The following is a 23,189-nucleotide window of genomic DNA, read 5'->3' as shown; positions in this document are numbered from 1 at the left end:
CGGCGGCTAGAATCGGATTCATGTCTAAGACATCCAGCATGGGGCGCGGCATCATGGCCGTCCTTGCGGTTGGCTCCCGCAACGCAGAAGGCCTTCCCGGCGGAACAGTCGCCGACATAGCAGCCGATCTGGGCAAAGACCGCAGCCAGGTTTCGCGGAGCCTGCGAGGAGCGCAACAGGAAGGCTTTCTGGAACGCAGAGAACAGCGGTCCTACACGCTGAACTGGTCGCTGTTCACGGATGCCCAACTGTTGACAGAGCAACGGCTGCAGACCGACGGTGCGACTGCCCTGGAAGGCCTTGCCGGCGAGACGGACGAAGGATGCTTCCTGGGAGTGCTAAGCGGGGACAGTACGGTGACCATCGGCGAACGCGTTCCGGCAAGCAGCAATATGGTCGGTTCCTGGCTGGGCCGGCCCTACCCTGCCTACTGTAGTGATGCCGGCCAGGCACTGCTGTGGGAGGCGTCGGACGCCGAGGTCCGAACCGTTTTCGCTGCTGCTGCTGCATTCATTCGCCATGGCCCCAACACTCCTGTGGACGTCGGGGACTTCCTGACCCGGCTGCGTGACGCGCGGGCGCGGGGGTACTCCATCGTCGATGAGGAAGCCGAGCCCGGCCTGTATTCCCTGGCCGTTCCGATCCGGGATTTCAAGGGCGACGTGGTGGCTGCGCTGCAGGTCGTAGGGCCCAAAACGCGTCTGGAGCCGCGGCGTGAGCCCTGCGCCGCGGCTCTTGTGTCGTGGGGAAAGTGGCTTGAGTCGGCGCTTGGTCATTCGTTGCCGCAGGAGCAGGTCTAGTTGGGAAGGCCCTTCTTAGCGGCATTGTCCCGCGTACTGGAGTCGCAGGACCCGAGCCGTTCGGCGGCTTCCGTCAGGGCCTTGGCGATGTCCTTGGCCCTGGGTTCGATCTCGGCCCTGGCACCCAGGACGCTGAGCGAGGCAAGAATGGTTCCCTCCAGGTTGCGGACGGGAACGGCCAGTTCGTAGATGCCGTGCTCGAATTCTTCGGCTGCCACGACGAAGCCGCGGGGCCTGTCCCTCTCCATCAGTTCGCAGACTTCAGCCGGCGAATGGGCCGCGCCCGGGCCGCCGACGCCGATGAAGTTGACATCGCTGAGCAGGTCTTCAATGGTTGCCTGCCCGTGGTCCCACAGCAGTGCCCGGCCCGATCCGGTGCACCATACGGGTGTCACCATGCCGGGCTTCACGAAGCTGCCGGGGAGTACATCGTTGGTGGACGACCGCAGGAGAATGACGCGGAAGCCGTCACGGACGGAGACCCTGCATCTGAGGCCGAGCGCGGCCACCAAAGCCTCAAGCTCGGTTCGTGCTTCGCGGACCCAGCCGGTGTTAAGCGAGGCCGCCAGAGTGAAGAATCGCGGGCCCGTTCGAAACGGACCCCGCTCGACACGTTCCAGCAGTCCCAGATCACACAATTCCCGTGTCAACCGGGATACCCGGCTTTGTTCCATGTCCAGCTCGGAGGCCAGCTGCGAAACGCCCAGAAGCCGCCTGCCCCACTTTTCCCGGTCCGCGACCAGCCGCACAATCCGAAGTCCTTGTGTCATGGACGACGATTCCGAGGAAGAATCCACTCTCAATGCCCCTTCCGTCCGATAGCCACGCCTATTCTCACATGCCTTCATTGGTGGCCAGGACGCGGTGTCCTCCCGCCCACACGGTGTAGAGATCCGCAAGGATTGCCGAGTTCGCTGTTTCCAGCCCTGCGGGGGTGATTTCTGCGCTTCCCTGCCGCCCGAAAAGCACGACTTCGTCCCCGGGAGAGAGGTCCGCTATGTCGGTGACGTCGACGACCATGGAATTCATTGAGACAACGTCGACGATGGCGGCACGGCGGCCGCGGACAAGCACGTTGCCCTGGCGTGCCAGCGCCCGCCGGTAGCCGTCGCCGTAGCCTGCGGTCACCGAGGCCAGTCTGGAGTCCCGCGCCAGGGTGCGCGTGAGCCCGTAGCCGACCCTGCTGCCGGCGGCATAGCTGTTGACGGAGGCGATCCTGGACTTGAAGGTCAGGCACCGTTGAAACTGCCCCGCTGTCGGATCCGAATCACCGTAGAGGACCGCCCCGGCACGGACCATGTCCAGCCAGGAGCCGCGCACGTGCAGTGCGGCATAGGAATCCGCGCAATGAAGCAGGACATCTTCCCGGGGAGTACCGGTGATGTGGAGCAGGGTCATCGCCTGGCTTTGAAAGCGCAGAAGGGCCTGTTCGATATGCCGGTTGTTGTCGTTGGGGAAGTGGGTCATGATCCCGGCCAGTTCAAGCCCCGGGTGGCTGACGATTCCTACCGCGCAGGCCCGGCCGAGGGTGGATGAGACATCGAGGCTGTGCCTGCTCATCCCGGAAGAATTGATGTCGAGATGGATCCGGATCGTTTTTCCCGCTTTGGCAGCGATGTTGCGCATCTCCCATGCGCTCTGCGGGTCGGCGACAAGTTCTTCGATGTCATGCTCCAGCCCGGCCTTTATCTCCTGTGGCGCGGCGGCACGGACGCGCAGGATTCGGCCCTTAAAGCCGCAGTGGCGCGCGGTGGCCGCTTCCTCGTTGCTTCCGACGCCGACAAACGGAACGTCCAGTCGCACGAGGGATGGGAGCAACAGGTCAGCTCCATGGCCGTAGGCGTCGGACTTGACCACTGCGCACAGAAGAGCCCGGTCCTCGATCATCGACAGGACATCGCGGACATTTGATTCGAAGGCGACGGCGTCAATCTCCAGCCAGTTGCCGACGTTCTGGATCGAGCTGCCCACATGTTGCATCAGGTGCTGTGATTTCATGTCTTATCCGCTGGGCAGCTTCGCGGCCGGGGGTAGGAAGGTCCCGGCCGCGAAGCTGAATATACGACGGTTGATGATGATGGCGTTAGGACAGTTGGTTTGTGCGCGCCTTGGGTCCGTATTTGAAGTAAAAGAAGGCGTAGCAAGCGCCAACAAACGAGACTCCGAAATAGAGGGCTGCTACCTGGTTCGGGTCAAAGGCGATACCGATGAGCGAAATGAGGCAGAGCGAGAAGGCCAGGATCGGCACCAGCGGGAACAATGGGGCCCGGTAGGGAAGGGCAGCGACGTTGCCGCCGTTCTTGACGAAGGCCCTCCTGTGGAAGAAGTGTGAGGCGGTGATGGACATCCAGACGCCGACGACGGCGAAGCCCGACACCGAGACAAGGGCCAGGTACACCGTTTCCGGTGCAACCACGCTGCTAATGAGTGATGCCAGGCCACCGAGCATGCTCACGGAGAGTGCGACCATGGGGATGCCCCGACGGGTCAGCTTCTTCAGTGCCCGGGGGGCGTGCCCCTCGTCGGCAAGGGAGTACAGCATCCGGGCGCAGGAGAAGAGCCCGCTGTTTCCGGCTGACAGAAGTGCGGTGATGATGACGAAGTTCATGATGTCGGCAGCAAAAGGAATTCCGATGGATGAGAAGACCGTCACAAACGGGCTTTCGTCCAGTCCGACCTGGTCAAACGGCACGGTAGCGGCGATGACAGCGATCGCCCCGACGAAGAAGATCAGCAGACGCACGACGGTGCTGCGCATCGCTTTCGGGATGCTGGTGGCGGGGTCAGCGGTTTCGCCCGCTGCCACGCCGATGAGCTCCGATCCGGAGAAGGCGTAGAACACTGCCAGTGCCGTGACGAGCACACCCGTGAAGCCGTTCGGGAAGAGGCCGCCGGTGGTGTTGAAGTTCTCAAACAGGAACGGGTGCGTGCCGGTCCCGCTCAGTGGATGGAAACCAATGAGGGCAGCTCCGCCGAGCACGATCAGGACAATGATGGCGCCGACCTTGACGATGGCAAACCAAAATTCCGATTCCCCGAAGAACCTCGACGAAACAGCGTTGAGGCCAAAAAGCACTGCGGCGAAGATGACGCACCAGACCCAGACGTCAACACCCGGGAACCAGCGCTGCATCAGGAGACCTGAGGCCGTGAACTCCGATCCGATCGCCACAGCCCAGGTGAGCCAGTAAAGCCAGGCGGTCGTGAAACCAGTTGCGGGGCCTATCGAGCGTGCGGCGTAAATGTGGAAGGCACCCGAGACCGGATAAGCGATGGCGAGCTCGCCGAGGCACGCCATCACCAGGTACACCACGAAGGAGCCGATCAGATAGGCGATGACAGCTCCGAGCGGCCCGGCCTGGGAAATCGTGTAGCCCGAGCTCAAGAAGAGTCCGGACCCGATCACCCCACCCATCGCGATCATGACCAGATGCCGTGCCCCCATGGACCGGCGAAGTCCGGTTTCAGCCGACGGCGGCGCTGTGGGCTGGGGGTCTAGCGTGACGGGTGTTGAGGGTTCCATGGTTTCTCCCAGGTGGATGGTCAGGTCAGAAGCGAAAGGGTGCGCGTGATGCCCCGGGTCGAGGGGCCACAGGGTGGGGCAGCCGCGCAACGGGATAGTGATGAAGATAACACGAAAAGGCCTATTTGGTCATTAAAAACATTTAAGCATGCACATGTTGCACGCATGTTACTTGGGGTGGTGCATGTCGAATCGGCATGCGGATGGTCAAATCGCCCTGTTCTTCGGTCACAATCACATGCCGCAACTGACATGGAATGCCATCAACATTGGAGGACCGATGTAACTGATTGAAGGAGCACCATGACCACCTATGACATTGCGCTGATCGGCTTCGGCGGCGTCAACAGGACCCTGGCCGAACTGATCGCAACACGCGGCGAGGCACTTCGTTCCGAACTGGGCTTTGGCCTGCGGGTCGTGGCCATCACCGACCTTCGCCTCGGATCCCTGGTCCAGCCCGAAGGTATTGACCTCCCCATGGCCCTGAACCTGGGCGGCGGTAGCGAAACCTTTGTCGAATACGGCGGATCCGCGGACACCAATAACGAATCGGTCATCCGCACCTGTACAGCAGACATCATCTGCGAGGCCACCTACACGAACCCCGAAGACGGCGAGCCCGCCGTGTCCCACGTACGGTGGGCACTCGAATCCGGCAAGAGCGTCTGCACCACGAACAAGGGCCCGGTTGCTCTCCGCGGGGCCGAGCTGACTTCACTGGCCGAGCAGAACGGCGTCTACTTCGAATTCGAAGGCGCCGTCATGAGCGGCACGCCCGTGATCCGTTTGGCCAAGAAGATGTTCGCGGGCCTCAAGCTGAACGGTTTCGAAGGCATCCTCAACGGCACCAGCAACTACGTGCTCGGGCGGATGGAAGCCGGCCTTGACTTCGAAGCGGCCATTAGGGAGGCACAGGAACTCGGCTACGCCGAGGCAAACCCCGCAGCAGACATCGAGGGCTACGACGTCCAGCTCAAGGTCCTGATCCTGGCCAACGAACTGCTCGACGCCGGCATCGAACTCAAGGACGTTCAGCGGCAGGGGATCTCGACGGTGACGCCGGAAGATATCCAGAAGGCGTCCCGGGCGGGACGCCGCTGGAAGCTCGTTGGTTCGGCACAGCGGAATCCTGATGGGACCGTCACAGCGGGCGTAGCTCCGGTCGCCCTCCCTCTCGACCACGGCCTCGCCGGGGTTTCAGGCGCGACCAACGCCGTCTCCTTCGACACCGACCTCCTGGGCCCCGTCACCGTCTCGGGACCGGGAGCCGGCCGCGTGGAGACCGCCTACGCTCTGCTCTCTGACATCATCGCCATGCACGCAGCCAAGACAGGGGCAGCCGCACATGTCTGAGTCCACCCTGTGCCCGACGGAGACGGCGCTGCCGCAGTTCCGTGAAGTGACAAGCCCCTACGACGGCAGGATCGTCGGCGCGGTTCCGCTGACCAAAAACACCGCCGTCGACGCCGTGCTCGAAGTGGCCCGCTCCGGTGCACGGAAAGCACAGGCTTTGTCCCGCAACGCACGCGGGAAAATCCTTGATGCCGCCGCGGCGGACATCGAACAACGAAACGAAGAGTTCGCTCAGACAATTGTGGCCGAGTCCGGGAAGACCATCCGCCAGGCACGGAAGGAAGTGCTGCGCGCGGTCAACACACTTCGCCTGTCCGCAGCCGAAGCACGAAGGAACGCCGGCGAAGTCATCCCCTTTGACTCCTATGAGGGCTCCGAAGACCGGACCGGTTGGTACTCGCGGGAACCGCTGGGCATAATTGCAGCGATCACGCCCTTCAACGACCCCCTCAACCTGGTGGCGCACAAAATCGGCCCGGCCATCGCCGGCGGAAACGCCGTAATCCTCAAGCCCTCTGCCCTGACTCCCCTGTCAGCCCAGCTGCTCACGGACGCACTCGTGGACGCCGGGCTCCCGCCAGAGGTCCTCACCGTTGTCCACGGCGACCGGGAGGTGGCCGAAACCATCATCAGGTCCCGGAACGTACGCATGGTGTCCTTCACCGGCGGGTTCTCCACCGGGGAGAGCATCGCCCGCACGGCCGGCCTGAAGAAGCTCTCCATGGACCTCGGGGGGAACGCGCCGGTCATCGTCCTGGACGACGCCGACCTTGACGACGCCGTGGAATCCTGCGTCTCCGGGGCGTTCTGGGCCGCCGGCCAGAACTGCGTGGGGGTGCAGCGGATTCTCGTAGCCACACCGTTGTACGCCGAGTTCCGCCAGCGTTTCCTGGAAGCGACGGCGCGTTTGCTTGCCGGCGATCCGTCGGACGAGCGGACGGATGTGGGGCCGATGATCAGCCCCGCCGCGTTGAACGAACTCCGGGCCAAGCTGGATGAGGCCCTCGGCGCCGGTGCTGTCCTTCTTGCTGGGAACGTCACGGCTGGCAATGTGCTTCAGCCGACCGTTCTGGAAGCCGTCCCGGCGGACAGCAGGTTGTGGAAGGAAGAAGTATTCGGACCCGTTGTCATGCTTCAGGCCTTCAACAACTTTGAAGAAGCCATCGAAGTAGCGAATGCCATCGAGTTCAGCCTCCACGCAGGCATTTTCACGGACTCGCTGAGCAACGCCATGGACGCTGCCCGTCGGCTCGAAGCAGGGGGCGTCATGATCAATGATTCCTCGGACTACCGCTTCGACGGCATGCCGTTCGGAGGTTCCAAATACGGAAGCATGGGCAGGGAAGGCGTCCATTTCGCCTATGAAGAGATGACTCAGCCGAAGGTCATCTGCATCAGGAACTAATGGATTGGGAGCAGCCCGGCCGGATGCCGGGCCCCTCCCAATTCCTCTCGGAGCAGCAATATCGGCCTCGCCCCTGCAGCGATTCCACACAAAGAATGGAAAACCATGACCACCCGCATCGAGACTGATTCGCTCGGGAGCATTCCCGTGCCGGCCGCTGCCTACTGGGGAGCACACACTGCCCGGGCGTTGGAAAACTTCACCATCAGCGGCATTCCCGTCTCCCGCCACCCGCACCTGGTACGCGCCTTGGCAATGATCAAGAACGCCGCGGCCCAGGCCAACTGCGAACTCGGAGTCCTCACGCCTCCGCAAGCCCAAGCAATCCGCGAGTCGTGCCAGGAAATCCAGGAAGGACAGCACCACGAGCAGTTTTGTGTGGACGTCATTCAGGGTGGAGCGGGCACGAGCACGAACATGAATGCCAACGAAGTGATCGCGAACCTTGCGCTGGAAAAACTGGGCTACCGCCGCGGAGAATACGAGCACCTGCATCCCATTGATCATGTTAACCGGTGCCAATCCACCAACGATACGTATCCAACCGCGATCAAGCTGGCCCTGATTTTCGCCACCGCAGAACTCAACTACGAACTGGGCAAACTTGCCGAAGCCGCCAGAAGCAAAGGCGCCGAATTCGCCGCCGTCGTGAAGATGGGCAGGACCCAGCTTCAGGACGCTGTCCCGATGACCCTCGGGCAGGAATTCAATGCCTTCGCCGCAACATTGGAGGAAGACCGCTCCAGGCTCCTGGAGTCCACAGGGCTAATGCTCGAGTGCAGTCTGGGCGCCACCGCCATCGGCACCGGTATCACCGCCGAACCGGGATATCAGCAGCTTGTACTGCGGGCACTGTCCGAGGTCTCCGGCGTCCCGGTCGTTCCTGCCGCTGACCTCGTCGAGGCGACGTCCGACGTCGGCGTTTTCATGCACATGTCGGGAATGCTGAAACGGACGGCGATAAAGCTGTCCAAGATCAGCAGTGACCTCCGGTTGCTGTCCAGCGGACCGCAGAACGGATTTGGTGAGATCATCCTGCCTCCCCGTCAGGCCGGGTCGTCAATCATGCCGGGAAAGGTCAACCCAGTGATTCCGGAGACGATGAACCAGATCGCCTTCGCGGTCGCCGGAGCAGACACGACAGTAACGATGGCGGCGGACAACGGCCAGCTCCAGCTCAATGCCTTTGAACCTGTTATTGCCCACGTACTTCTTCAGAGCATTTCATGGCTCGAACAAGGAACACGCATTCTCCGTACACACTGCATGGAAGGCATCGAAGCGAACACCGAACGCCTCGCCCGCCAGACGGCAGCCTCCGTAGGCCTTGCAACAGCGTTGATTCCGGCCATCGGTTACACAGCCGCAGCAGCGGTTGCCAAGGAGGCCCTCCAAAACGGATCAACCATTCTCGACATCGTCACCAGCAGGAACCTCCTGGACCGGGCCGCAGCTCAGTCGCTCCTTGAATCCGCCGTACTGCCCGTCAAAGACACGGACATGTCCGCGGTCTGATCAGTCACTCCGTCACGCCGACTCCTCCTGCACCACGCCGGATGACACTGGAAAGCGTCATGGCCGTCACAGTGTCCGTGACGCCCGGAAGCGCGGCGATCTGCTCCCAGATCTCCTGAATTCTCTCCAACGACCGGGCTTCAACCCTCACCAAAAGATCAAAGTCACCGCTTACGACATCACACAAAACCACTTCCGGAATCGACCGCAAAACGGTGATGACGTCCGAACCCCGCACACGGTCCTTCCTGTAAACCATCAGGAAGGCCGATACGAGACCCTGGCCGGGTGCACCGGAGACAACTGTGTACCCCTGGATATACCCTCGCCGTTCCATCCGGTCGATCCGCTGGCGCACGGCATTCCGCGAAAGCAAAACCTTCGTGGCCAGCTCAGCGTGACTAATGCGTGCGTTCTTCGTGAGCTCCGCAAAGATCCTCTGGTCTATCTGATCAAGACTCACTCGATCCATGCCCACCCTTCACAGCAATCAACCCCCGGGCACAACCCGAGCTGAACCAACCCCGAGACCGAAAGCTCCAGAAAAATGATACTTCCGCATCAAACCCGCCCGACGCTCATCGACATCACCTGCGTCCTGTTCGACATGGACGGAACGCTCCTCGACTCAGCACCCGGTGTTACATCAAGTGCTGCCCAAGCCCTGGCAGCTGTAGGCGCCCCAGTCCCGTCGCAGGATGAACTGCGCCGGTTCGTCGGGCCGCCGATGATCGAGTCCTTCAGAACAGTCTCAGGGCTGGATGAACCAACCGCCCAAAGAGCCCTCCAACACTATCGCAAAGCGTACGCGGATCATGGCGCTGAGCAGTCCAGCCTTTACGACGGAATCATCGAACTGCTGGAGCAGCTACAGTCAGCCGGTATTCCCATGGCTGTGGCCACCTCCAAAGTGGAAGATCAAGCAGTACGACTCGCGCGACGGTTTGGAATAGAAGGCCACTTCATCAACGTATGCGGGGCATCCGACAGCGAGGGACGAGCCACCAAGGCGGAAGTCATTGCCGAACTGCTGCTCCGCCTCGAATCCCAAGGCATCGACACCTCCAATCCGGCAATGGTCGGAGACCGAAGTCATGATGTCGCGGGAGCAGCCGAACACGGAATCTCCACTATCTTCGCGCCCTGGGGGTACGGAGAGGCAAAGGAAGCGTCGCATGCGGCCGCCATTGCCTCCTCACCTGCAGCTCTGCTGCCAATGATCCTGAACAACAGCCGGCGCCCCGCTCACCACGAAAATTCCACCCTGCGATGATTCCACGAACCCGACCAGTGGTCATTCACAGCCCACTGCTTGAAAGGAGCACTGACATGGCCCACCAGAACGATCTCCTCCATGCCCGTCAGCCGGCGCTGCCGTTTCCTGACGATCTGCGGATCGAACGTCGAGCCCGTGTCCCGCGGCACGTCGATCTCCACCGGCCCGATCTCGGTCAGTACGGTCTTCGTGCGGGTGCCGTTGCAGGAGTTCCCGCTCCCGCGCCCGGACACGTCGTGTGTGTGCCGTATCCCAGATGCTCGTCCATCTCCGCTTCCAAAGCGGTCTCCAGGACGTTCTTCGTCAACCGGTTCAACAGCCCGCCCGGGCCCACGAGCTCGGGGGTGTCTCAATTCCTAGGTTCTCTCGGGGTCCTGCGTGACTGCGGCAGGGAACATACCTCGTTTGTGCAGGTCAGGCGTCGTCGGGCGCCACTCTGGCGTGGGCCACAGGTGTGGTCCTAGTGTTCACACCCGTCGGAGTGTGGCCGGTTGAGCCGGGTCATCAGCTCGCGCTGGGGCAGTCCCGCCGGCCAGTCCCACAACGGCACCTCCGGCTGTTCAGGAATCTGCGCTTTTGAAGCTGAGTGTGTCTGCTCCGCTCTTCCACTGAAGGGTGTCCTGGCTGAAGGTCATTTCTACCGGACGTTTCAGGAATTCCAGGACCCACTGGTCTTGCCGGCCGAGCTCCTCCGGGCACCCTATAGCGCCGATGGCAAGGTCACCGGCGGTCATGGCGTTCCCGGCGATTTCCACTGGCCCGCTAATGGGCGCGCAGTTGGTCCTCACGCTCAGGTAAAGGTCCCCAGTTACGGAGTTCAGCTGGACCCTGAGGCTGCCCGACGCCACCCACGGCAGATTCCTTCCACCCGCTGTTCCGGAAGTGCTCGTATAGATGGCACACGGGGCCGATGGCAGGAACGCCGCACATGTTTCCTGGGGCGGGGTGGAGCTGGTCGGGGAGGCAGCGGAAATCACAGGGATGGTCGGGGCGGGACTGAGGCTGGTCGAGGAAGGAGACGATACGGAAGGACCTTGTCCGTCCGAAGTCTGGGCTCCGCAAGATGTCATTAGTGTGCCGATCAAGACGAGAGGAACACCATAGTTCCAGGCCCCAGTGCGCTTCATTGTGCTCCCTTGAAGGTGGACGCTGCTGGGAGCCTATACGCACGCAGCGGCTTTGTCTTGAAGCTGGCCCAGAGGCCGTGTCACCAGAGGTGGATCCGCTGACTGTTGTAGCCACAGCCGCGCTCGGCTGACACGAGTGTGGCTTGGTCTTCGCGAACGCCCCATACCGGTCCCGGCCGCGCCTTCACCAGACAGACGAAGTCATGCGTTCGTCTCCACCCGTAGGACATTGCCAAGGGCTTGTGGGACTCCGGCAACGTCCCACGGCCTATCCACATCCCAGGTCACCTCGGGGTCCGACGGGACTCCGGCAAGGGAAGAGACCTCGATTGTGCAAGTTAGGCGTCGTCGAGCGCCACTCTGGCGGGGGCCACAAGAGTGTGGTCCTAGTGATTGCACCCGTCGGGGTGTGGCCGGTTAAGCCGGGTCATGAGCTCGCGGTTGGCTGCCCGTGCCGCGTCGAGCTCGTCGTCGCGTTCTGAGAGTTGCCGGTGTTGTTCTGCGGTGTGTTGTTCCAGCTCGGTGACGCGGCGGTGCAGACGGTCGACATCGTCGGGGGCTCCGAGGCCGGACTCTCGCCACACCTGTTCGCCGAGATGCTCGGACAGGCGCTGGCGGAGTTGGGTTTTCGCGGGTCAGGCGCGTGATGCGGTCATGAGCGTTGGCCAGGTCGGCTACGAGGGATGGCCTGCTGACGCAAGGGCCTCTGGTGCTGGCGGTGGTTGGTTCGGCGGCCTTGAGGAGTACCGCGGCGTGAAGATCGCGGTGGCGATAGAGGAAGCTGCGGTCCACCCCGGCGCGGCGGGCGATCGCGGAGATGCTTATTTCGGTGCCCAGATGGACAGCTTGCTCAAGCGCGGCGAGAACACGTTGCCGGCATCGTGTGCTGTGGGCTTGCCGGGCCGCGGCGATGCCGTTGGTGTTATTGTTCACGGTCTCTCCAGTCCCGCGCTGGTATCGGGCTTGCCCCTGATGGCAGGCATACCCAGACTGGTGACCTGGCGGGTACGCCGAACGGCCGAAATGGCGGCGGCGATGTCGGCTTGTTCGGCGGGGGCGAGCTGTTCAAGATGTTCCCCGACCCGGTGCACGAGTTCTTTCACCCGGCGGATTTCTTCCTCTGAGGGTAAAGCTTCTGTTCTGGCCCAGTTTTCGAGATCGGTGGTGGCCAGCACGCGTTCGCGGTCACGGAGCAGGTCATGCAGGTATGCCTTCAACTCGGGCAGGTGCGAGGGATCGGTGTGGAAGTGATCGCAGCCGACGCAGCGAAACCGGAATGGACAGGACCCACCCCCTGCCTGGACGTTGGAGGGTTCGTGACAGTTGCCGTAGGGCACCGATACCTGGCCGAGCGTGTGGCGCGCGTGCTCGTCTTCGAGTAAAGCCTGGGCGTCTCGCCAGAGGTGGTTGCCGTGCCGGTCAAACCGGTGGTCGGCCAGCCGGTCGACCGCGGCACGGCGGCGTTTCTCGCCGACCTGGTAATAGGTCTGAGTCGAGCTCAACAGCTCGTGGCCCATCAGCTCGGCGAGTACATCGAGCGCGACGCCGGCGTCGGCGTGCCGTTGCGCGTAGGTGTGCCGATAGGAGTAGGGCGTGATCGTGGTCAGGTCGTAGCTGCTGCCGTCGGAGCGCCGGAGAGGAGAGGGCAGCGAAGCGATCCAGCCGCGGTGGGCCCGGCCGATGCGATGCCGGGCCATCGGACGCCGGCCGTCCGGGTCTTCGTCAGAGGGCAGCAGAACCAAGGACGCCGGGTTGCTGTCGGGGAACCGCTCCCGGATTGCTTTCTGTTGGGTGGTGATTAGCTCGGCGGTCGCCTGGGTGATCGGAAGCCGTCGGCCCGGCCTGTTGTTCTTGAGGTCGTCGTAGACCAGGACATAGTTCTCGTCGTGGTCGCGGTCTATGCAGTCCCAAGGCAGGTTCAGGATCTCGCCGGGACGGCGGCCTGTGTCGATGAGCAACTCGATCGCAACAGCCAACCCTTTGGGCATGCGCGTGCGCAGCAGCGGCAGGGCATCGCAGAGCTGGGCGAGGATCTCGGGAGGCAGCGACCGGTTTGGAGTTTGCCGGTCGGGGCGCCGGGGAATGTCCTCGCGCCGGAACGCGAAGTCGTCAGGCAGCCCGCTGCGGGTCACCGGCACGGGTCAGGCCGAGCAGCCGCATCTGACGCAGCGCATGATGAGCCTTTCGACAGCTCAGGGATCGGGACAACGCGGTGATCTTCTCGCAATGCTCCAGGTAGGTGAGTCGCTGCAGAAACAACTCAATGTCAGGGCGGCCGAGGTCACGGATGATCAGGCCGCGGTCGCTTCGATGGGCGCGCAAGCTCTCTGAGAGCCCCGCCAATGCCGCCACGTGGGCTCTCAGCACCGTGGTGGCGCCCTCGCCCCGACGATGTATCAGGTCGTGTATCGCCCACCGTTTCGCACCCTCGCGTAACCACGGTTGGCTTATCGCCGTGAAGTCCAACCGTCCGCTGTGGCCAAACAAGGACATCGCCCAAATGTCCTTGGCCTGTTCTGCCTCCAACGGGTCCTCGTGCGTCGGCGTGACCAGAGCACGGGCTGGCACGGCGGTCACCTCGTCACGTTCCCGGTGACGTGGCGGCCCGGGGCTACCCGCTCCACCGCCGCGCGCAACCGCTCCGGTGCCGGATGGACATACACCTGGCTCGAGCTGATCGAGGCATGGCCGAGGAGCTCTTGGACCTCGTCGATGCTCCCGCCGGCGTCCAGGACGTTGCTGGCAAACCCATGACGCAGCGCATGCGGGTGCACGGCCGGATCCAGACCCGCCCGGCGGGAGGCCGCGGCCAGCAATTCGTTTACCGCAGCGGGAGTCATCGGCGCGCCGATGGGCGCCCGGAACAGGTTCACGAACAAGAAATCGCTCTCACCTGCCGCGGTATTCATGGCTCTCTCGGTGAAGTACTGGTCGTGGGCATACACGACCAGCGAATCCACCGGGACGATCCTGGAGTGCCGCGATTTTGCCCACGCGCCGTTAGTGTTCTGCCTCCGCACCACGTGCAGGTGAGATCCGGGGAAGCGACAGCCCAAGGACGATGAGTCGACCAGGAAATGGACGTCCTCACGCCGCAGTCCAACCAGCTCGCCGCGACGCAATCCAGCCCGCGCGAGCAGCATCACCAGCAGCCGGTCACGCGCCGAGAGGCATGCCCTCAGCAGCGCGAGGACATCTTCATCGCGGGCCCGGTCAGGCCGTTGCCTGATAGCAGGAACCCTGTGCCGGGCCTTCATCCGCAGCCTCCAGACGCCGTCCTCGCCGCGCGCCTCAGCCGGCAGATCCTGGCTATTGGCAAGCTCATAAAGATGACCCAGCACTCCTCTCGGAGCGTCGCCGTGATCCACCGCGAAGGCCAGGAAGCCCCGCACCCCTGCGAGCACGCAGTTGATCCGCCGCGGTCCTCGGACCGCAGTCTCGACCGCGCCGCCGGTTGTTGTCCCCGGCTGCGACGGGGAGTGGCGGAGCCACAACACGAACGCCGGCATCTTCCCCGCAGCGGCCCGCCAGTCTTGCCCGGTGGCCGCGCACCACGATAGATAAAGTGCGACCGCGCCCGCATAGGTCTTAGTCGTCGACTCGGCAGCATCACGCCCGAACCGTAAATACCGCAGATATGCATCCGCCACAGAAATGACCAGCAGGTCCTCGCCGATCACTGTCCAGTAGCGCATTCCAGAAGGCATCTGGACCGGAAAAGTTCGCATAGTCATCTCCTACGCCAATCATGAACGCCATCACGACGAACACCTGACCGACACACGGAGAGAACCCGTCGTCCACCAAGCAAGCGATCCAACTTGTGCCACAGTCCACCACAGGTGGTCGGACCCCTATAGAACCTAGGAACTGAGACGGCCGGTCGGCGTCTTCGAAAGAAACACGACACGCCTTTGATTTTCTGTGATTGTTAGCCAGAGTTGGTTCTGGCATAAATTTCGTGAATTGGTTGTGGTTGCGGTCATGAGAGAAGGACTCTTTGTCGGAGGAGCTGGAAGCCGGCCCGGCCGAACATCTGGCGTTTGATCATCTTGATCCGGTTGATGTGTCCTTCAACGACGCCGGAGCTGTAGGGCAGGGTCAGTCCGGCGATGACCGCGTCCCGGTCACGGTCGATGCCGTTGGCGAAGGAATGCAGATTCGGCAAGGTGTCGATGTAGACCTTGCCCAGCCAGTCCCGGAGCCGGTCACCGTGCAGCTCGGTGAGCATGGCGGCGAAGCCGCGTACGTGCGCGGTGGTGGACTCCAGCTCCGGGCAGTTTGCCAGCACGGCCTTGAGCCTGGCCCGCTCTTCTTCGCCCAGAGTGTCGGGATCGGACATGATCCAGCCAGCCACTTGCCGTGCTGTCGGCGGCGCAGGACCCGGCGAGGGGACGATTCCGGTGGCGCGGAGCGCGCGCAGGTAGACCAATACCGTGCCATGGCTGCCCCGGTAACCCCTCGCGGTGATCTGCCGGTGCAGCTCGGCGGTGCTGGCCGGGCCCTCGCTCAGCCGCTGGTGCAGGTAGGGCTTGTAGGCATCGAGGATGGTCCTCCGGTGGGCCCAGGACGTGGCGGTCAGCGTGTCCGCACTGTCGGCGCGCGCATACTTGCGCACCGTGTTGTAGGCCAGGCCAAGCTCCCGGGCGGCTGCCTGCATGCTGGCGCCCTGCCCGAGGAGCTCGTGCACGCGCCGGTAGCGCTCGTGCGTCCGCCCGGAAAGGACATGGCTGGCGGCGTGGGCGTCGGCGGCCGCCTTGCCGACCTCCCCGGAAGGCCTTTGACGGTCATCGGGGACGTGCTGCGCGGCGGGCCCGGGCAGGCACAACCGGTGCCGGGCGACCTCCTTTTCCACATGCTCGCCCAAGTTGTGCCACAGGTGCCAGCGGTCGGCGACCTGCACCCTTCCGGCGCTCCGGTGCGGGCGCCTTCCGCGTAGGCCCCGGCCCGGTCGCGGCAGATGACCTGCGCGCCCGGGTGCTCACGCAGCCATCCGGCGAAGGTGCTGGACTGCCGGTCCGGCAACAGGTCAATGGGACGGCGGGAGCCGCAGTCCACCAGGACCGTTCCGTAAACCTCGCGTTTGCGCAGTGCGAAGTCGTCCACCCCCAGCACGTTTGGCGCGCCGGCCGGAGTGGGGGCGGCCAGCAGCATCACCAGGCGGAGCAGGGTTGTCCTGCTCACCGTGGCACCCAGGACGGCGGTGAGCCTGGACCCGGCCCGCCCGGCCAGGGCCAGGCCGACAGCCTGGAGCATCGTCACCAGCGCCGGGGTGCGCCGCCCATAGCGGGTAGTCATGCCGTTGACCTGCTCGGAGAAGGTACACCGGGGGCAGCCCGCCTCGTCGCAGAACAGGCGCCGCACCGACACCTCGATGGCTACCGGTTGCCCGCCCACAGCGGTGTCCGCGATCAGGCGCAAGTAGCGGCTATGCGCCCGCCGCGACAGCGCCCCGCAGTCCGGGCACGGGAACGCACTGTCCGGACGGGTCCGGGCCGATACCCGCACCGTCCCGCCCACCCGGCGGACCCGCTCCACCAGCACCCTGTCTAAATGCGGGAACACCACCCGCAGCAAATCCTCACACTGTCGCAACGATGCCACCGCAGCGACAATCCGGCACCATTCACGAAATTCATGCCAGAACCATTCTCAACCAACAGTTACAGAAACCCGGCGTTCGAGATCCAGAAACTTTCAACGAAATTTGCGCCCTTGGGCGACCGGCTTGCGAAGCGGGTTGATTGCCCGTCGATGCTCGGCGAACGGCAGGATCGCTTCGGAAACAGATGGTTGGCCGCTCTCTGGAGGCGCCCTTCACAGTCCACAGGCGATGCGTTACCTGAGCTGGATGAGCTCGAACCCGACCACGGAATTTCAGGAGGAGTCGGCCGGGCGGAGTTCATCGCAGGCGGGAATGACCGGATTCCTCCGAACGTGCTCCCCGGAATCGGCGCTTGTTCCTGAATTTCCGTGGTTGCAGCACGCTGGTTCAGTTGGGCGGGGCGAGAGATCCGGTTCTCAACTCACCCCGACCTGCGGCTGTTGCTCGGCGATCTCATCGCGAAGCTCGTCATCCACGTTCGCACTTTTGCGTGATCCGCGCGGGGTTCACCATGCGACAAAGGTAATTCGCTCACCTCGAGGACCCGTCCTCCTTGAGGTGGTGTCCGGCAGGAACTCACGGCTTGGAAGGCATTACTTAGCGTTGAAATGCATCCGCGGATCGGGACACCCGTTATACGTCTGGCTAGCCTTTGATCAGCCCACAGAGGGGATCGCTGTACGGAGATCCCTCGGAGGACCAGCCGCGTCGCCGCTAGCGATTCAGTCCGAAGCAGCTTCTTCCGCGGCTTCGCCCCGTTCCACGATGTCACCAGTCTTAAACAAGATGCCCTTGGCTGTTTCTCGCCACTTCGGCGTGCGTCGCAGCAGGAACTCGAGCTCCATGCTGAAGTGCTTGAACTCCTCTCCCATGGAGTCCTCCATGATGGCGCGCGCTTCGGCATCAGGCTCAACCGAGATTCGCTGCACGTACCAGCCGATCGCTTCGGCTTCTTCACTCAGCGACGCACACATCCGCGCAAAGGTGCGGGTTTCTGCAGATAGTTCCTCGGGTGGCTCGTGGTACTGGTCGGCGCCCATTCGTATCTCCTTCTGTTCCTCGTTCGACCGTCTGCCCGTCGAATGATAGGTCTTTTGACGGAACGCGCCGAGTGTCCTAACCAAGGGTGTTGCAGCCACCGTGGAATTCACCGGCGGCCCGGTCAGTATAAACAGCGCTTGTCAGGGCAGCTTTCCGGCTGCTACTGGCCACCGCCGCAGACCTTGCCGAGGGTCTGGCCGCCAGCGGTGTACTGGGCCTGGAGATCCTGGACCTTCGCGGAGTCCGGGTTGGCCTTCGCTGACTCATCCAGGTACTCGATGATGGACTTAAGCGGAGCCTTCAGCTCATCCGAGGCGGTCGCATGGACGGGCCTGAGCCGGTTGGCGAGACGGATCATGCCTGCCTTGTCCGAGTTGGACGTCGGGCCCGAGCCGACGGACTGGATCCGGGTGCAGGTCTCCTCGTTGCTCGTTGCCGGGGCGGCCGAGCAGCCGGCGGCGCCGAGCAGGGCCGCGGCAGCGATCAGGACGGTGAGGATCTTTTTCATGGTGTACTCCGGGTTTCACGGGTCAGACGATAGTGGCAGTTTGTCGAGTCTACTGTGGGGGACAGCTTCTTCCGGCCCGGCGTCGCAACAATGCTGCACGCTAAGGACTGCTGGTGGCCTCAGGCGATGTCGACGCCGCCGAGTTCCATTTCGGCGACGGCATCGTCAAGGTCCTCGGCCACCCCCACGGTCAGGCCGCGCAGCACCGTCACCGAGTATCCGGCCTGGACGCCGTCCAGCGCGGTGGCCCTCACGCAGTGGTCGGTGGCGATCCCCACCACCACGACGTCCTCGACGTCGTGGCTCTGCAGCCAGTCATCGAGTCCGATCGCGTCCTCGCCAGCGGCGAAGTCATTGGCGGCGAAGGCCGCTGCGTCCCCGGCGTCGGCCGTGCCGGCCCCGATTCCGGAGACGGGCATGGCTCCGGGCTTACGGTCGCCGGTGGGGACGGCATCGTCCGGGGCCAGCAGCCCCTCAAAGCCGGAGTAGGCCGCCGTGTACTGGCCCTTGCGGAAGTAGGCCTGGATGTATTCGGTGTCGAGATCCGGATGCAGCTCGGCCCCGCGGGTTCCTGCCACGCAGTGCCGCGGCCAGCTGTCCGCGAAGTCCGGCTCCTCGGAGAAATGCGCACCCGGATCGATATGCCAGTCCTGGGTCGCGACAATGTGGTCGAACTGGCCGTGGTGCGAGTCGACGTATTCGCTGATCTCGGCGGCAAGCTCCGACCCGCCCTCGACCGGCAGCGAGCCTCCTTCGCAGAAATCATTCTGCACGTCAACGATGATCAGGGCGCGGGACATTCAGTACTCCTCGTAGATGGTGGGAATGGCTGGCTCGCCGCGCTGCAGCCGGTTGACTACGGCTGGAAGCTCCTTCATGGTGTCCGCGTGGCGGCGGCGGGCGCGCACTACGCCGTCCGGGCCGGTCCAGCCGGGCAGGAGCTCACCGTTCTTGATGAACTGCTGGAGCAGCGGACGGTCGTTGCCGTCGTCTTCCGGGCGGCGGCCGACGCCCACGATCTCCTGCGTCGCTGTGCCGCGTTCGTTGAGTTTGCGCAGGGCGTATTTGCGTCCGCCCTTGCTGGTTTTGTTCTTGGCGGCCTTCGCCACCGGGACGAACTCGCCGGCATCGTCCGTGCGGCTGACCAGCTTGTAGACCATGCTCGCCGTCGGGGCGCCGGAGCCGGTCACGAGCGAGGTGCCGACGCCGTAGGAGTCCACCGGGGCGGACTGCAGCGCCGCGATGGCAAACTCGTCCAGGTCCGAGGTGACGATGATCCGGGTGCGTTCATTGCCGAGTTCGTCGAGGAGCTGGCGGACCCATTGCGCCTGCGTCACGAGGTCCCCGGAGTCCAGGCGCACCGCGCCGAGTTTGTCCCCGGCGAGTTCGACGGCGGTGCGGACGGCCGCCTCGACGTCGTAGGTGTCCACGAGCAGCGCGGTGCCGGCTCCCAGCGAGGCGATCTGTGCCTCGAAGGCCTCGCGTTCGGTGTCGTGCAGGAGGGTGAAGGAGTGCGCGGCCGTGCCCACCGTCTTGAGCCCGAAGCGCAGGCCGGCCTCAAGGTTGGAGGTGCTGTCGAAGCCCGCGATGATGGCGGCACGGGCGGCCGAGACGGCGGACTCTTCCTGGGTCCGGCGCGAGCCCATTTCCACGCAGGGCCGGCCGCCGGCCGCGGTGATCATGCGCGAGGCCGCGGAGGCGATAGCGCTGTCGTGGTTGAGGATCGAGAGGATGTATGTCTCAAGGATGCAGGCCTCGGCGAAGGTGGATTCGACAATGAGGATGGGGGAGTTGGGGAAGTACGCTTCGCCCTCCGCGTAGCCCCAGATATCGCCCGAGAAGGAGAAGCCTGCCAGAAAGTCCAGGGTCTGTTCGTTGACCACCTTGGTACGGCGCAGGAAGTCGATCTCGGCGTCGCCGAAACGGAAGTCCGCGATGCCCTCCAGCAGGCGGCCGGTGCCGGCGACGATCCCGTAGCGGCGGCCGTCCGGCAGGCGCCGGGCGAAGGCCTCGAACACTGACTTGCGGTGGGCGGCGCCGGAATGCAGCGCGGCCTGCAGCATGGTCAGCTCGTAATGGTCGGTGTACAGGGACGTGCGGGGACGGTCCCGGCCAGCTGAGGTACTCACAAATTCACTCTAGTGCGCATCCCCATAGAATGGACAGATGACCCTCAGCGTTGCGCTCGGCCCTGATACACAGGCGGGCACCCAGACCGGAACAGCGACGTCCACCGACGTCCTGACCGCCCCAGACATCCCCTGGAACCTCGTGATCTGGAACGATCCGGTAAATCTGATGAGCTATGTGAGCTACGTCTTCCGCAGCTATTTCGGCTATTCGGAGTCCAAGGCCAACAAGCTCATGATGGAGGTCCATAAGAAGGGCCGCTCCATCGTGGCGCACGGCAGCAAGGAGCAGGTGGAGCAGCACGCGGTCGCCATGCACGGCTACGGGCTCTGGGCCACGGTGGAAAAGGCGACCGGCGGCGGCGACGGCACAGGAGCAGGCAAGGGCAAGGGAAAACGTGGCTAAGGCATTCACCTACGGACTCAAGGGCATCACCGGCTACCTAGAGCCGGCCGAACGGGAACTGCTGCGCAGCCTCTTCGACGACGTCATCTCCATGCTGGAGCCGGAAGAGCGCGCCAACCAGGATCCCCTCGCCGCGCTGGTGGGGCTGGACACCGAGGCCCGCGAACCCTCGGACCGCGCCCTGAAGCGGCTGCTTCCCAACGTCATGAAGAACGACGACGACGCCTCCCTCGAGTTCCGCCGGTACACCGAGCGCTCGCTGCGGGAGAACAAGATCGGCGCCCTGAAGGCCGCGGCCCTGGGCCTGGACAAGGACGAACTGCTCCTCACCCCGGCCGATGCCCGGCACTGGTCCACGGCGCTCAACGACGTCCGGCTGGTGCTGGCCGAACGCCTCGACATCCGCGACGACGCGGACGCGGAGCATGTCCACCTCATGCAGGACTGGTCGCAGGCCGAGGACGTGGAAAGCTACCTGGCCCTCGTCTACAACTTCACGACGTGGCTGCAGGAGTCCCTGGTCCAGGCCATGCTGCAGTCGATCGAACCGCGCGGCTGAACGGGCGCGTTTGCGCACGTCGTGTGACTCACTAGACATGAGTCGCACGCCACAATGTGATGGCCGCACCCCCGGCTAAGCCCTATCCTCGAATAATCATGACTTCAGCATCGAACATTGATCCGGCAGCGGAAGCTGTTGCGGACTCCCGGGTGAGCAGCACCGCAACCAGCCAGCTGGGGTCGCGGCCCATCGGTGTATTCGATTCAGGCGTCGGCGGACTCACGGTTGCCCGCTCCATCATCGACCAGCTGCCGAACGAATCCATCCTGTACGTCGGCGACACAGCCCATGGCCCCTACGGACCGCTCCCCATCGCCGAGGTGCGGGCCAACGCCCTGGGCGTGATGGACGAACTGGTGGACTCCGGCGTCAAGCTGCTGACGATCGCCTGCAACTCCGCCTCCGCCGCCGTGTTGCGGGACGCCCGCGAACGCTACACCGCCCGGTACGGGATCCCCGTGATCGAGGTGATCCAGCCGGCTGTAAGGCGCGCCGTCGCGGCCACCCGCAGCGGCCGCGTCGGCGTGATCGGCACCTCGGCCACGGTCGGATCCCGCGCCTACGAGGACACCTTCGCGGCCGCCCCGGACCTGCAGATCACTTCCGTGGCCTGCCCGGCGTTCGTGCCCTACGTGGAGGCAGGCATCACCACCGGTCCGGAGCTGCTCGCCGTCGCCCGCGAATACCTCGCACCGCTCAGGGCCGCCGGAGTGGACACCGTGGTCCTCGGCTGCACCCACTATCCGCTGCTCACCGGCGTCATCTCTTTCGTCTTGGGCGAGGACGTCACCCTGGTCTCAAGTGCCGAGGAAACTGCCAAGGACGTCTACCGGGCCCTGGCGTCCCGCGGCCTCGAACGGCAGGACACCACCCCTCCCGGGCACACCTTCATCGCCACCGGGGACGCCGCGCAGTTTGAGCACCTCGCCCGCCGCTTCCTGGGCCCGGAAGTCCTCAGCGTCCGCCACGTGGACCATGTCGCGGCGCAGTACCCCACCGGAAGCCTGGCCCGGATCACCCCGGAAATGATCGCCGCCGCGCAGGCCGGCGCGGGCCGGCCGCGGATCTCCAACTTCGTTGGGGGTCCGGGCCTGTGAAGCTGACCATCGTTGGCTGTACCGGATCGTTTCCGGGCCCCGGCTCGCCGGCGTCGTGCTACCTGCTCACCGCCAGCGACGGCGAGCGGAACTGGAAGATCGTCCTGGACCTCGGCAGCGGCGCGCTCGGCGCCATCCAGCGGTACACGGACCTCGAGGACATCGACGCGATCTTCCTCACCCACCTGCACCCGGACCACTGCATGGACCTGTGCGGGCTGCACGTTGCGGTGCGCTGGAAGCCGGGCGGCTGGGGCCGGGGCCGGATCCCGGTCTGGGGACCCGCAGCGACAGCGGACCGGATGGCCACCGCCTATGGCCTGGAGCTGGACCCGGGCATGCACGAGGAGTTCGATTTCAGCAACTGGGCCGAGCGCAAGCCCGTTACGATGGGGCCGTTCACAGTGACACCCTTCGCGGTGAACCACCCCGTCGAGGAGGCGTATGCGCTCCGTGTCGAGGTCACCGAGCCCGGCAAGGACGGCACCCCGGTCAGCCGTGTGTTGAGCTACTCCGGGGATACGGACTCCTGCAGCGGGCTTGAGGACGCAGCGCGGGACGCCGACCTGTTCCTGTGCGAAGCAGCCTTCGAGGAGGGCCGTGACGACGGCATCAAGGACGTCCACCTGACCGGCAAACGCGCAGGGGAAGCCGCCAAGGCCGCCGGTGCCCGCCGCCTGCTCCTGACCCACATTCCGGTCTGGACGTCCCCGAGCACTGTCATGGCGGAGGCCAGGCCGGTGTTCGGCGAAGACGTGGCCGTAGCCGTCGCGGGCGTGCACTACACGATTTGAGCCGCATCGCTGCGGGACAGGCAGCCGCACGGCGGCGTCTCGCCA

General features: G+C 64.2%; 23 protein-coding genes and 3 pseudogenes. 9 read left to right on the top strand and 17 right to left on the bottom strand.

Features of this window, described 5'->3' with window-relative positions; all coding sequences use genetic code 11:
* The first annotated feature begins 20 nt into the window (after positions 1-20).
* A complete protein-coding gene (locus tag ACQCSU_RS04885; protein WP_426978567.1) occupies positions 21-800 on the top strand; it encodes an IclR family transcriptional regulator in 780 nt (259 codons plus the stop codon).
* Here the strand turns inward: ACQCSU_RS04885 and ACQCSU_RS04880 are convergent.
* The 3 genes from ACQCSU_RS04880 to ACQCSU_RS04870 all read right to left on the bottom strand — a co-directional run bounded on the left by ACQCSU_RS04880 (position 797) and on the right by ACQCSU_RS04870 (position 4,323).
* Positions 797-1,597: an IclR family transcriptional regulator gene (locus tag ACQCSU_RS04880; RefSeq protein WP_426978566.1), complete on the bottom strand. Its 801-nt coding sequence runs from the start codon at positions 1,595-1,597 to the stop codon at positions 797-799. The genes ACQCSU_RS04885 and ACQCSU_RS04880 overlap by 4 nt on opposite strands.
* Before the next feature lie 37 nt (positions 1,598-1,634).
* On the bottom strand, positions 1,635-2,798 hold the full coding sequence (alr, locus tag ACQCSU_RS04875) for an alanine racemase (RefSeq protein ID WP_426978565.1): 1,164 nt from the start codon (positions 2,796-2,798) through the stop codon (positions 1,635-1,637).
* Positions 2,799-2,883: 85 nt separating this feature from the next.
* Positions 2,884-4,323 (bottom strand): amino acid permease, encoded by a 1,440-nt coding sequence (locus ACQCSU_RS04870; RefSeq protein ID WP_426978564.1) that lies wholly within the window; start codon positions 4,321-4,323, stop codon positions 2,884-2,886.
* Positions 4,324-4,626: 303 nt separating this feature from the next.
* On the opposite strand from ACQCSU_RS04870, the gene ACQCSU_RS04865 reads away from it, so the two are divergent.
* From ACQCSU_RS04865 to ACQCSU_RS04855, 3 genes are all read left to right on the top strand, one after another.
* A complete protein-coding gene (locus ACQCSU_RS04865; RefSeq protein ID WP_426978563.1) occupies positions 4,627-5,679 on the top strand; it encodes a homoserine dehydrogenase in 1,053 nt (350 codons plus the stop codon).
* A complete protein-coding gene (locus tag ACQCSU_RS04860; protein ID WP_426978562.1) occupies positions 5,672-7,084 on the top strand; it encodes an aldehyde dehydrogenase family protein in 1,413 nt (470 codons plus the stop codon). The genes ACQCSU_RS04865 and ACQCSU_RS04860 overlap by 8 nt, the downstream gene beginning before the upstream one ends.
* A gap of 105 nt (positions 7,085-7,189) precedes the next feature.
* Entirely contained in the window at positions 7,190-8,599 is a 1,410-nt protein-coding gene (locus ACQCSU_RS04855; protein ID WP_426978561.1) for an aspartate ammonia-lyase, read from the top strand.
* A 4-nt stretch (positions 8,600-8,603) separates the two neighbouring features.
* Here the strand turns inward: ACQCSU_RS04855 and ACQCSU_RS04850 are convergent, their stop codons facing one another.
* A complete protein-coding gene (locus ACQCSU_RS04850; RefSeq protein WP_426978560.1) occupies positions 8,604-9,071 on the bottom strand; it encodes an Lrp/AsnC family transcriptional regulator in 468 nt (155 codons plus the stop codon).
* A 75-nt stretch (positions 9,072-9,146) separates the two neighbouring features.
* On the opposite strand from ACQCSU_RS04850, the gene ACQCSU_RS04845 reads away from it, so the two are divergent.
* Positions 9,147-9,872, top strand: coding sequence for an HAD hydrolase-like protein (locus ACQCSU_RS04845; RefSeq protein ID WP_426978559.1), 726 nt, complete (start codon positions 9,147-9,149; stop codon positions 9,870-9,872).
* Positions 9,873-9,907: 35 nt separating this feature from the next.
* Here the strand turns inward: ACQCSU_RS04845 and ACQCSU_RS04840 are convergent.
* From ACQCSU_RS04840 to ACQCSU_RS04780, 13 genes and pseudogenes are all read right to left on the bottom strand, one after another.
* Positions 9,908-10,212 (bottom strand): annotated as a pseudogene (locus ACQCSU_RS04840) (transposase); the annotation flags it as partial.
* 223 nt (positions 10,213-10,435) lie between these two features.
* The gene (locus ACQCSU_RS04835) at positions 10,436-10,630 is read right to left on the bottom strand and encodes a hypothetical protein (RefSeq protein WP_426976924.1); all 195 of its coding nucleotides are present in this window, start codon (positions 10,628-10,630) and stop codon (positions 10,436-10,438) included.
* A gap of 758 nt (positions 10,631-11,388) precedes the next feature.
* Complete coding sequence (locus tag ACQCSU_RS04830; protein WP_426979935.1) at positions 11,389-11,586, bottom strand: hypothetical protein; 198 nt, start codon at positions 11,584-11,586, stop codon at positions 11,389-11,391.
* 100 nt (positions 11,587-11,686) lie between these two features.
* Positions 11,687-11,935 (bottom strand): annotated as a pseudogene (locus ACQCSU_RS04825) (DUF6262 family protein); the annotation flags it as partial.
* Positions 11,932-13,140 carry a tyrosine-type recombinase/integrase gene (locus ACQCSU_RS04820; RefSeq protein WP_426978558.1) on the bottom strand — a complete coding sequence of 403 codons (1,209 nt, stop codon included), beginning with the start codon at positions 13,138-13,140 and terminating at the stop codon, positions 11,932-11,934. The gene ACQCSU_RS04820 and the pseudogene ACQCSU_RS04825, both read right to left, overlap by 4 nt.
* Complete coding sequence (locus ACQCSU_RS04815) at positions 13,112-13,528, bottom strand: hypothetical protein (protein ID WP_426978557.1); 417 nt, start codon at positions 13,526-13,528, stop codon at positions 13,112-13,114. The genes ACQCSU_RS04820 and ACQCSU_RS04815 overlap by 29 nt, the downstream gene beginning before the upstream one ends.
* A gap of 47 nt (positions 13,529-13,575) precedes the next feature.
* Positions 13,576-14,730: a tyrosine-type recombinase/integrase gene (locus ACQCSU_RS04810; RefSeq protein WP_426978556.1), complete on the bottom strand. Its 1,155-nt coding sequence runs from the start codon at positions 14,728-14,730 to the stop codon at positions 13,576-13,578.
* Between the two features lie 254 nt (positions 14,731-14,984).
* Positions 14,985-15,857 (bottom strand): transposase, encoded by an 873-nt coding sequence (locus ACQCSU_RS04805; protein WP_426978555.1) that lies wholly within the window; start codon positions 15,855-15,857, stop codon positions 14,985-14,987.
* Positions 15,858-15,970: 113 nt separating this feature from the next.
* Positions 15,971-16,510 (bottom strand): annotated as a pseudogene (locus ACQCSU_RS04800) (transposase family protein); the annotation flags it as partial.
* Between the two features lie 819 nt (positions 16,511-17,329).
* Entirely contained in the window at positions 17,330-17,647 is a 318-nt protein-coding gene (locus ACQCSU_RS04795; protein ID WP_426978554.1) for a hypothetical protein, read from the bottom strand.
* A gap of 161 nt (positions 17,648-17,808) precedes the next feature.
* Positions 17,809-18,156: a hypothetical protein gene (locus ACQCSU_RS04790; protein ID WP_426978553.1), complete on the bottom strand. Its 348-nt coding sequence runs from the start codon at positions 18,154-18,156 to the stop codon at positions 17,809-17,811.
* 119 nt (positions 18,157-18,275) lie between these two features.
* A complete protein-coding gene (locus ACQCSU_RS04785; protein ID WP_426978552.1) occupies positions 18,276-18,956 on the bottom strand; it encodes an isochorismatase family protein in 681 nt (226 codons plus the stop codon).
* Positions 18,957-20,285 (bottom strand): nicotinate phosphoribosyltransferase, encoded by a 1,329-nt coding sequence (locus tag ACQCSU_RS04780; protein WP_426978551.1) that lies wholly within the window; start codon positions 20,283-20,285, stop codon positions 18,957-18,959.
* A gap of 37 nt (positions 20,286-20,322) precedes the next feature.
* Between ACQCSU_RS04780 and clpS the strand changes: the two genes are divergently transcribed.
* Genes clpS through ACQCSU_RS04760 form a run of 4 tightly spaced genes read left to right on the top strand, consistent with a single transcriptional unit; the run spans position 20,323 to position 23,144 of the window.
* Complete coding sequence (gene clpS, locus ACQCSU_RS04775; protein ID WP_426978550.1) at positions 20,323-20,691, top strand: ATP-dependent Clp protease adapter ClpS; 369 nt, start codon at positions 20,323-20,325, stop codon at positions 20,689-20,691.
* Positions 20,684-21,250 (top strand): DUF2017 domain-containing protein, encoded by a 567-nt coding sequence (locus tag ACQCSU_RS04770; protein ID WP_354239677.1) that lies wholly within the window; start codon positions 20,684-20,686, stop codon positions 21,248-21,250. Before clpS ends, ACQCSU_RS04770 begins: the two co-directional genes overlap by 8 nt.
* Positions 21,251-21,309: 59 nt before the next feature.
* The gene (gene murI / locus ACQCSU_RS04765; protein WP_426978549.1) at positions 21,310-22,350 is read left to right on the top strand and encodes a glutamate racemase; all 1,041 of its coding nucleotides are present in this window, start codon (positions 21,310-21,312) and stop codon (positions 22,348-22,350) included.
* Positions 22,347-23,144: an MBL fold metallo-hydrolase gene (locus ACQCSU_RS04760; RefSeq protein ID WP_426978548.1), complete on the top strand. Its 798-nt coding sequence runs from the start codon at positions 22,347-22,349 to the stop codon at positions 23,142-23,144. Before murI ends, ACQCSU_RS04760 begins: the two co-directional genes overlap by 4 nt.
* Positions 23,145-23,189: the final 45 nt, after the last annotated feature.

This window comes from Pseudarthrobacter sp. O4, from assembly GCF_050157025.1.
Lineage (GTDB): Bacteria > Actinomycetota > Actinomycetes > Actinomycetales > Micrococcaceae > Arthrobacter.
The sequence above is the reverse complement of the archived record's forward strand: the minus strand, read 5'-3'. Positions and strand labels throughout refer to the sequence as shown.

Excerpts from the sequence above, each read along its gene's own strand:
- clpS (WP_426978550.1), top strand. The coding sequence starts at position 20,323 with ATGACCCTCAGCGTTGCGCTCGGCCCTGATACACAGGCGGGCACCCAG.
- ACQCSU_RS04865 (WP_426978563.1), top strand. The coding sequence starts at position 4,627 with ATGACCACCTATGACATTGCGCTGATCGGCTTCGGCGGCGTCAACAGG.
- ACQCSU_RS04845 (WP_426978559.1), top strand. The coding sequence starts at position 9,147 with ATGATACTTCCGCATCAAACCCGCCCGACGCTCATCGACATCACCTGC.
- ACQCSU_RS04785 (WP_426978552.1), bottom strand. The coding sequence starts at position 18,956 with ATGTCCCGCGCCCTGATCATCGTTGACGTGCAGAATGATTTCTGCGAA.
- ACQCSU_RS04795 (WP_426978554.1), bottom strand. The coding sequence starts at position 17,647 with ATGGGCGCCGACCAGTACCACGAGCCACCCGAGGAACTATCTGCAGAA.
- ACQCSU_RS04855 (WP_426978561.1), top strand. The coding sequence starts at position 7,190 with ATGACCACCCGCATCGAGACTGATTCGCTCGGGAGCATTCCCGTGCCG.
- murI (WP_426978549.1), top strand. The coding sequence starts at position 21,310 with ATGGCCGCACCCCCGGCTAAGCCCTATCCTCGAATAATCATGACTTCA.
- ACQCSU_RS04885 (WP_426978567.1), top strand. The coding sequence starts at position 21 with ATGTCTAAGACATCCAGCATGGGGCGCGGCATCATGGCCGTCCTTGCG.
- ACQCSU_RS04810 (WP_426978556.1), bottom strand. The coding sequence starts at position 14,730 with ATGCGAACTTTTCCGGTCCAGATGCCTTCTGGAATGCGCTACTGGACA.
- alr (WP_426978565.1), bottom strand. The coding sequence starts at position 2,798 with ATGAAATCACAGCACCTGATGCAACATGTGGGCAGCTCGATCCAGAAC.
- ACQCSU_RS04860 (WP_426978562.1), top strand. The coding sequence starts at position 5,672 with ATGTCTGAGTCCACCCTGTGCCCGACGGAGACGGCGCTGCCGCAGTTC.
- ACQCSU_RS04850 (WP_426978560.1), bottom strand. The coding sequence starts at position 9,071 with ATGGATCGAGTGAGTCTTGATCAGATAGACCAGAGGATCTTTGCGGAG.
- ACQCSU_RS04870 (WP_426978564.1), bottom strand. The coding sequence starts at position 4,323 with ATGGAACCCTCAACACCCGTCACGCTAGACCCCCAGCCCACAGCGCCG.
- ACQCSU_RS04790 (WP_426978553.1), bottom strand. The coding sequence starts at position 18,156 with ATGAAAAAGATCCTCACCGTCCTGATCGCTGCCGCGGCCCTGCTCGGC.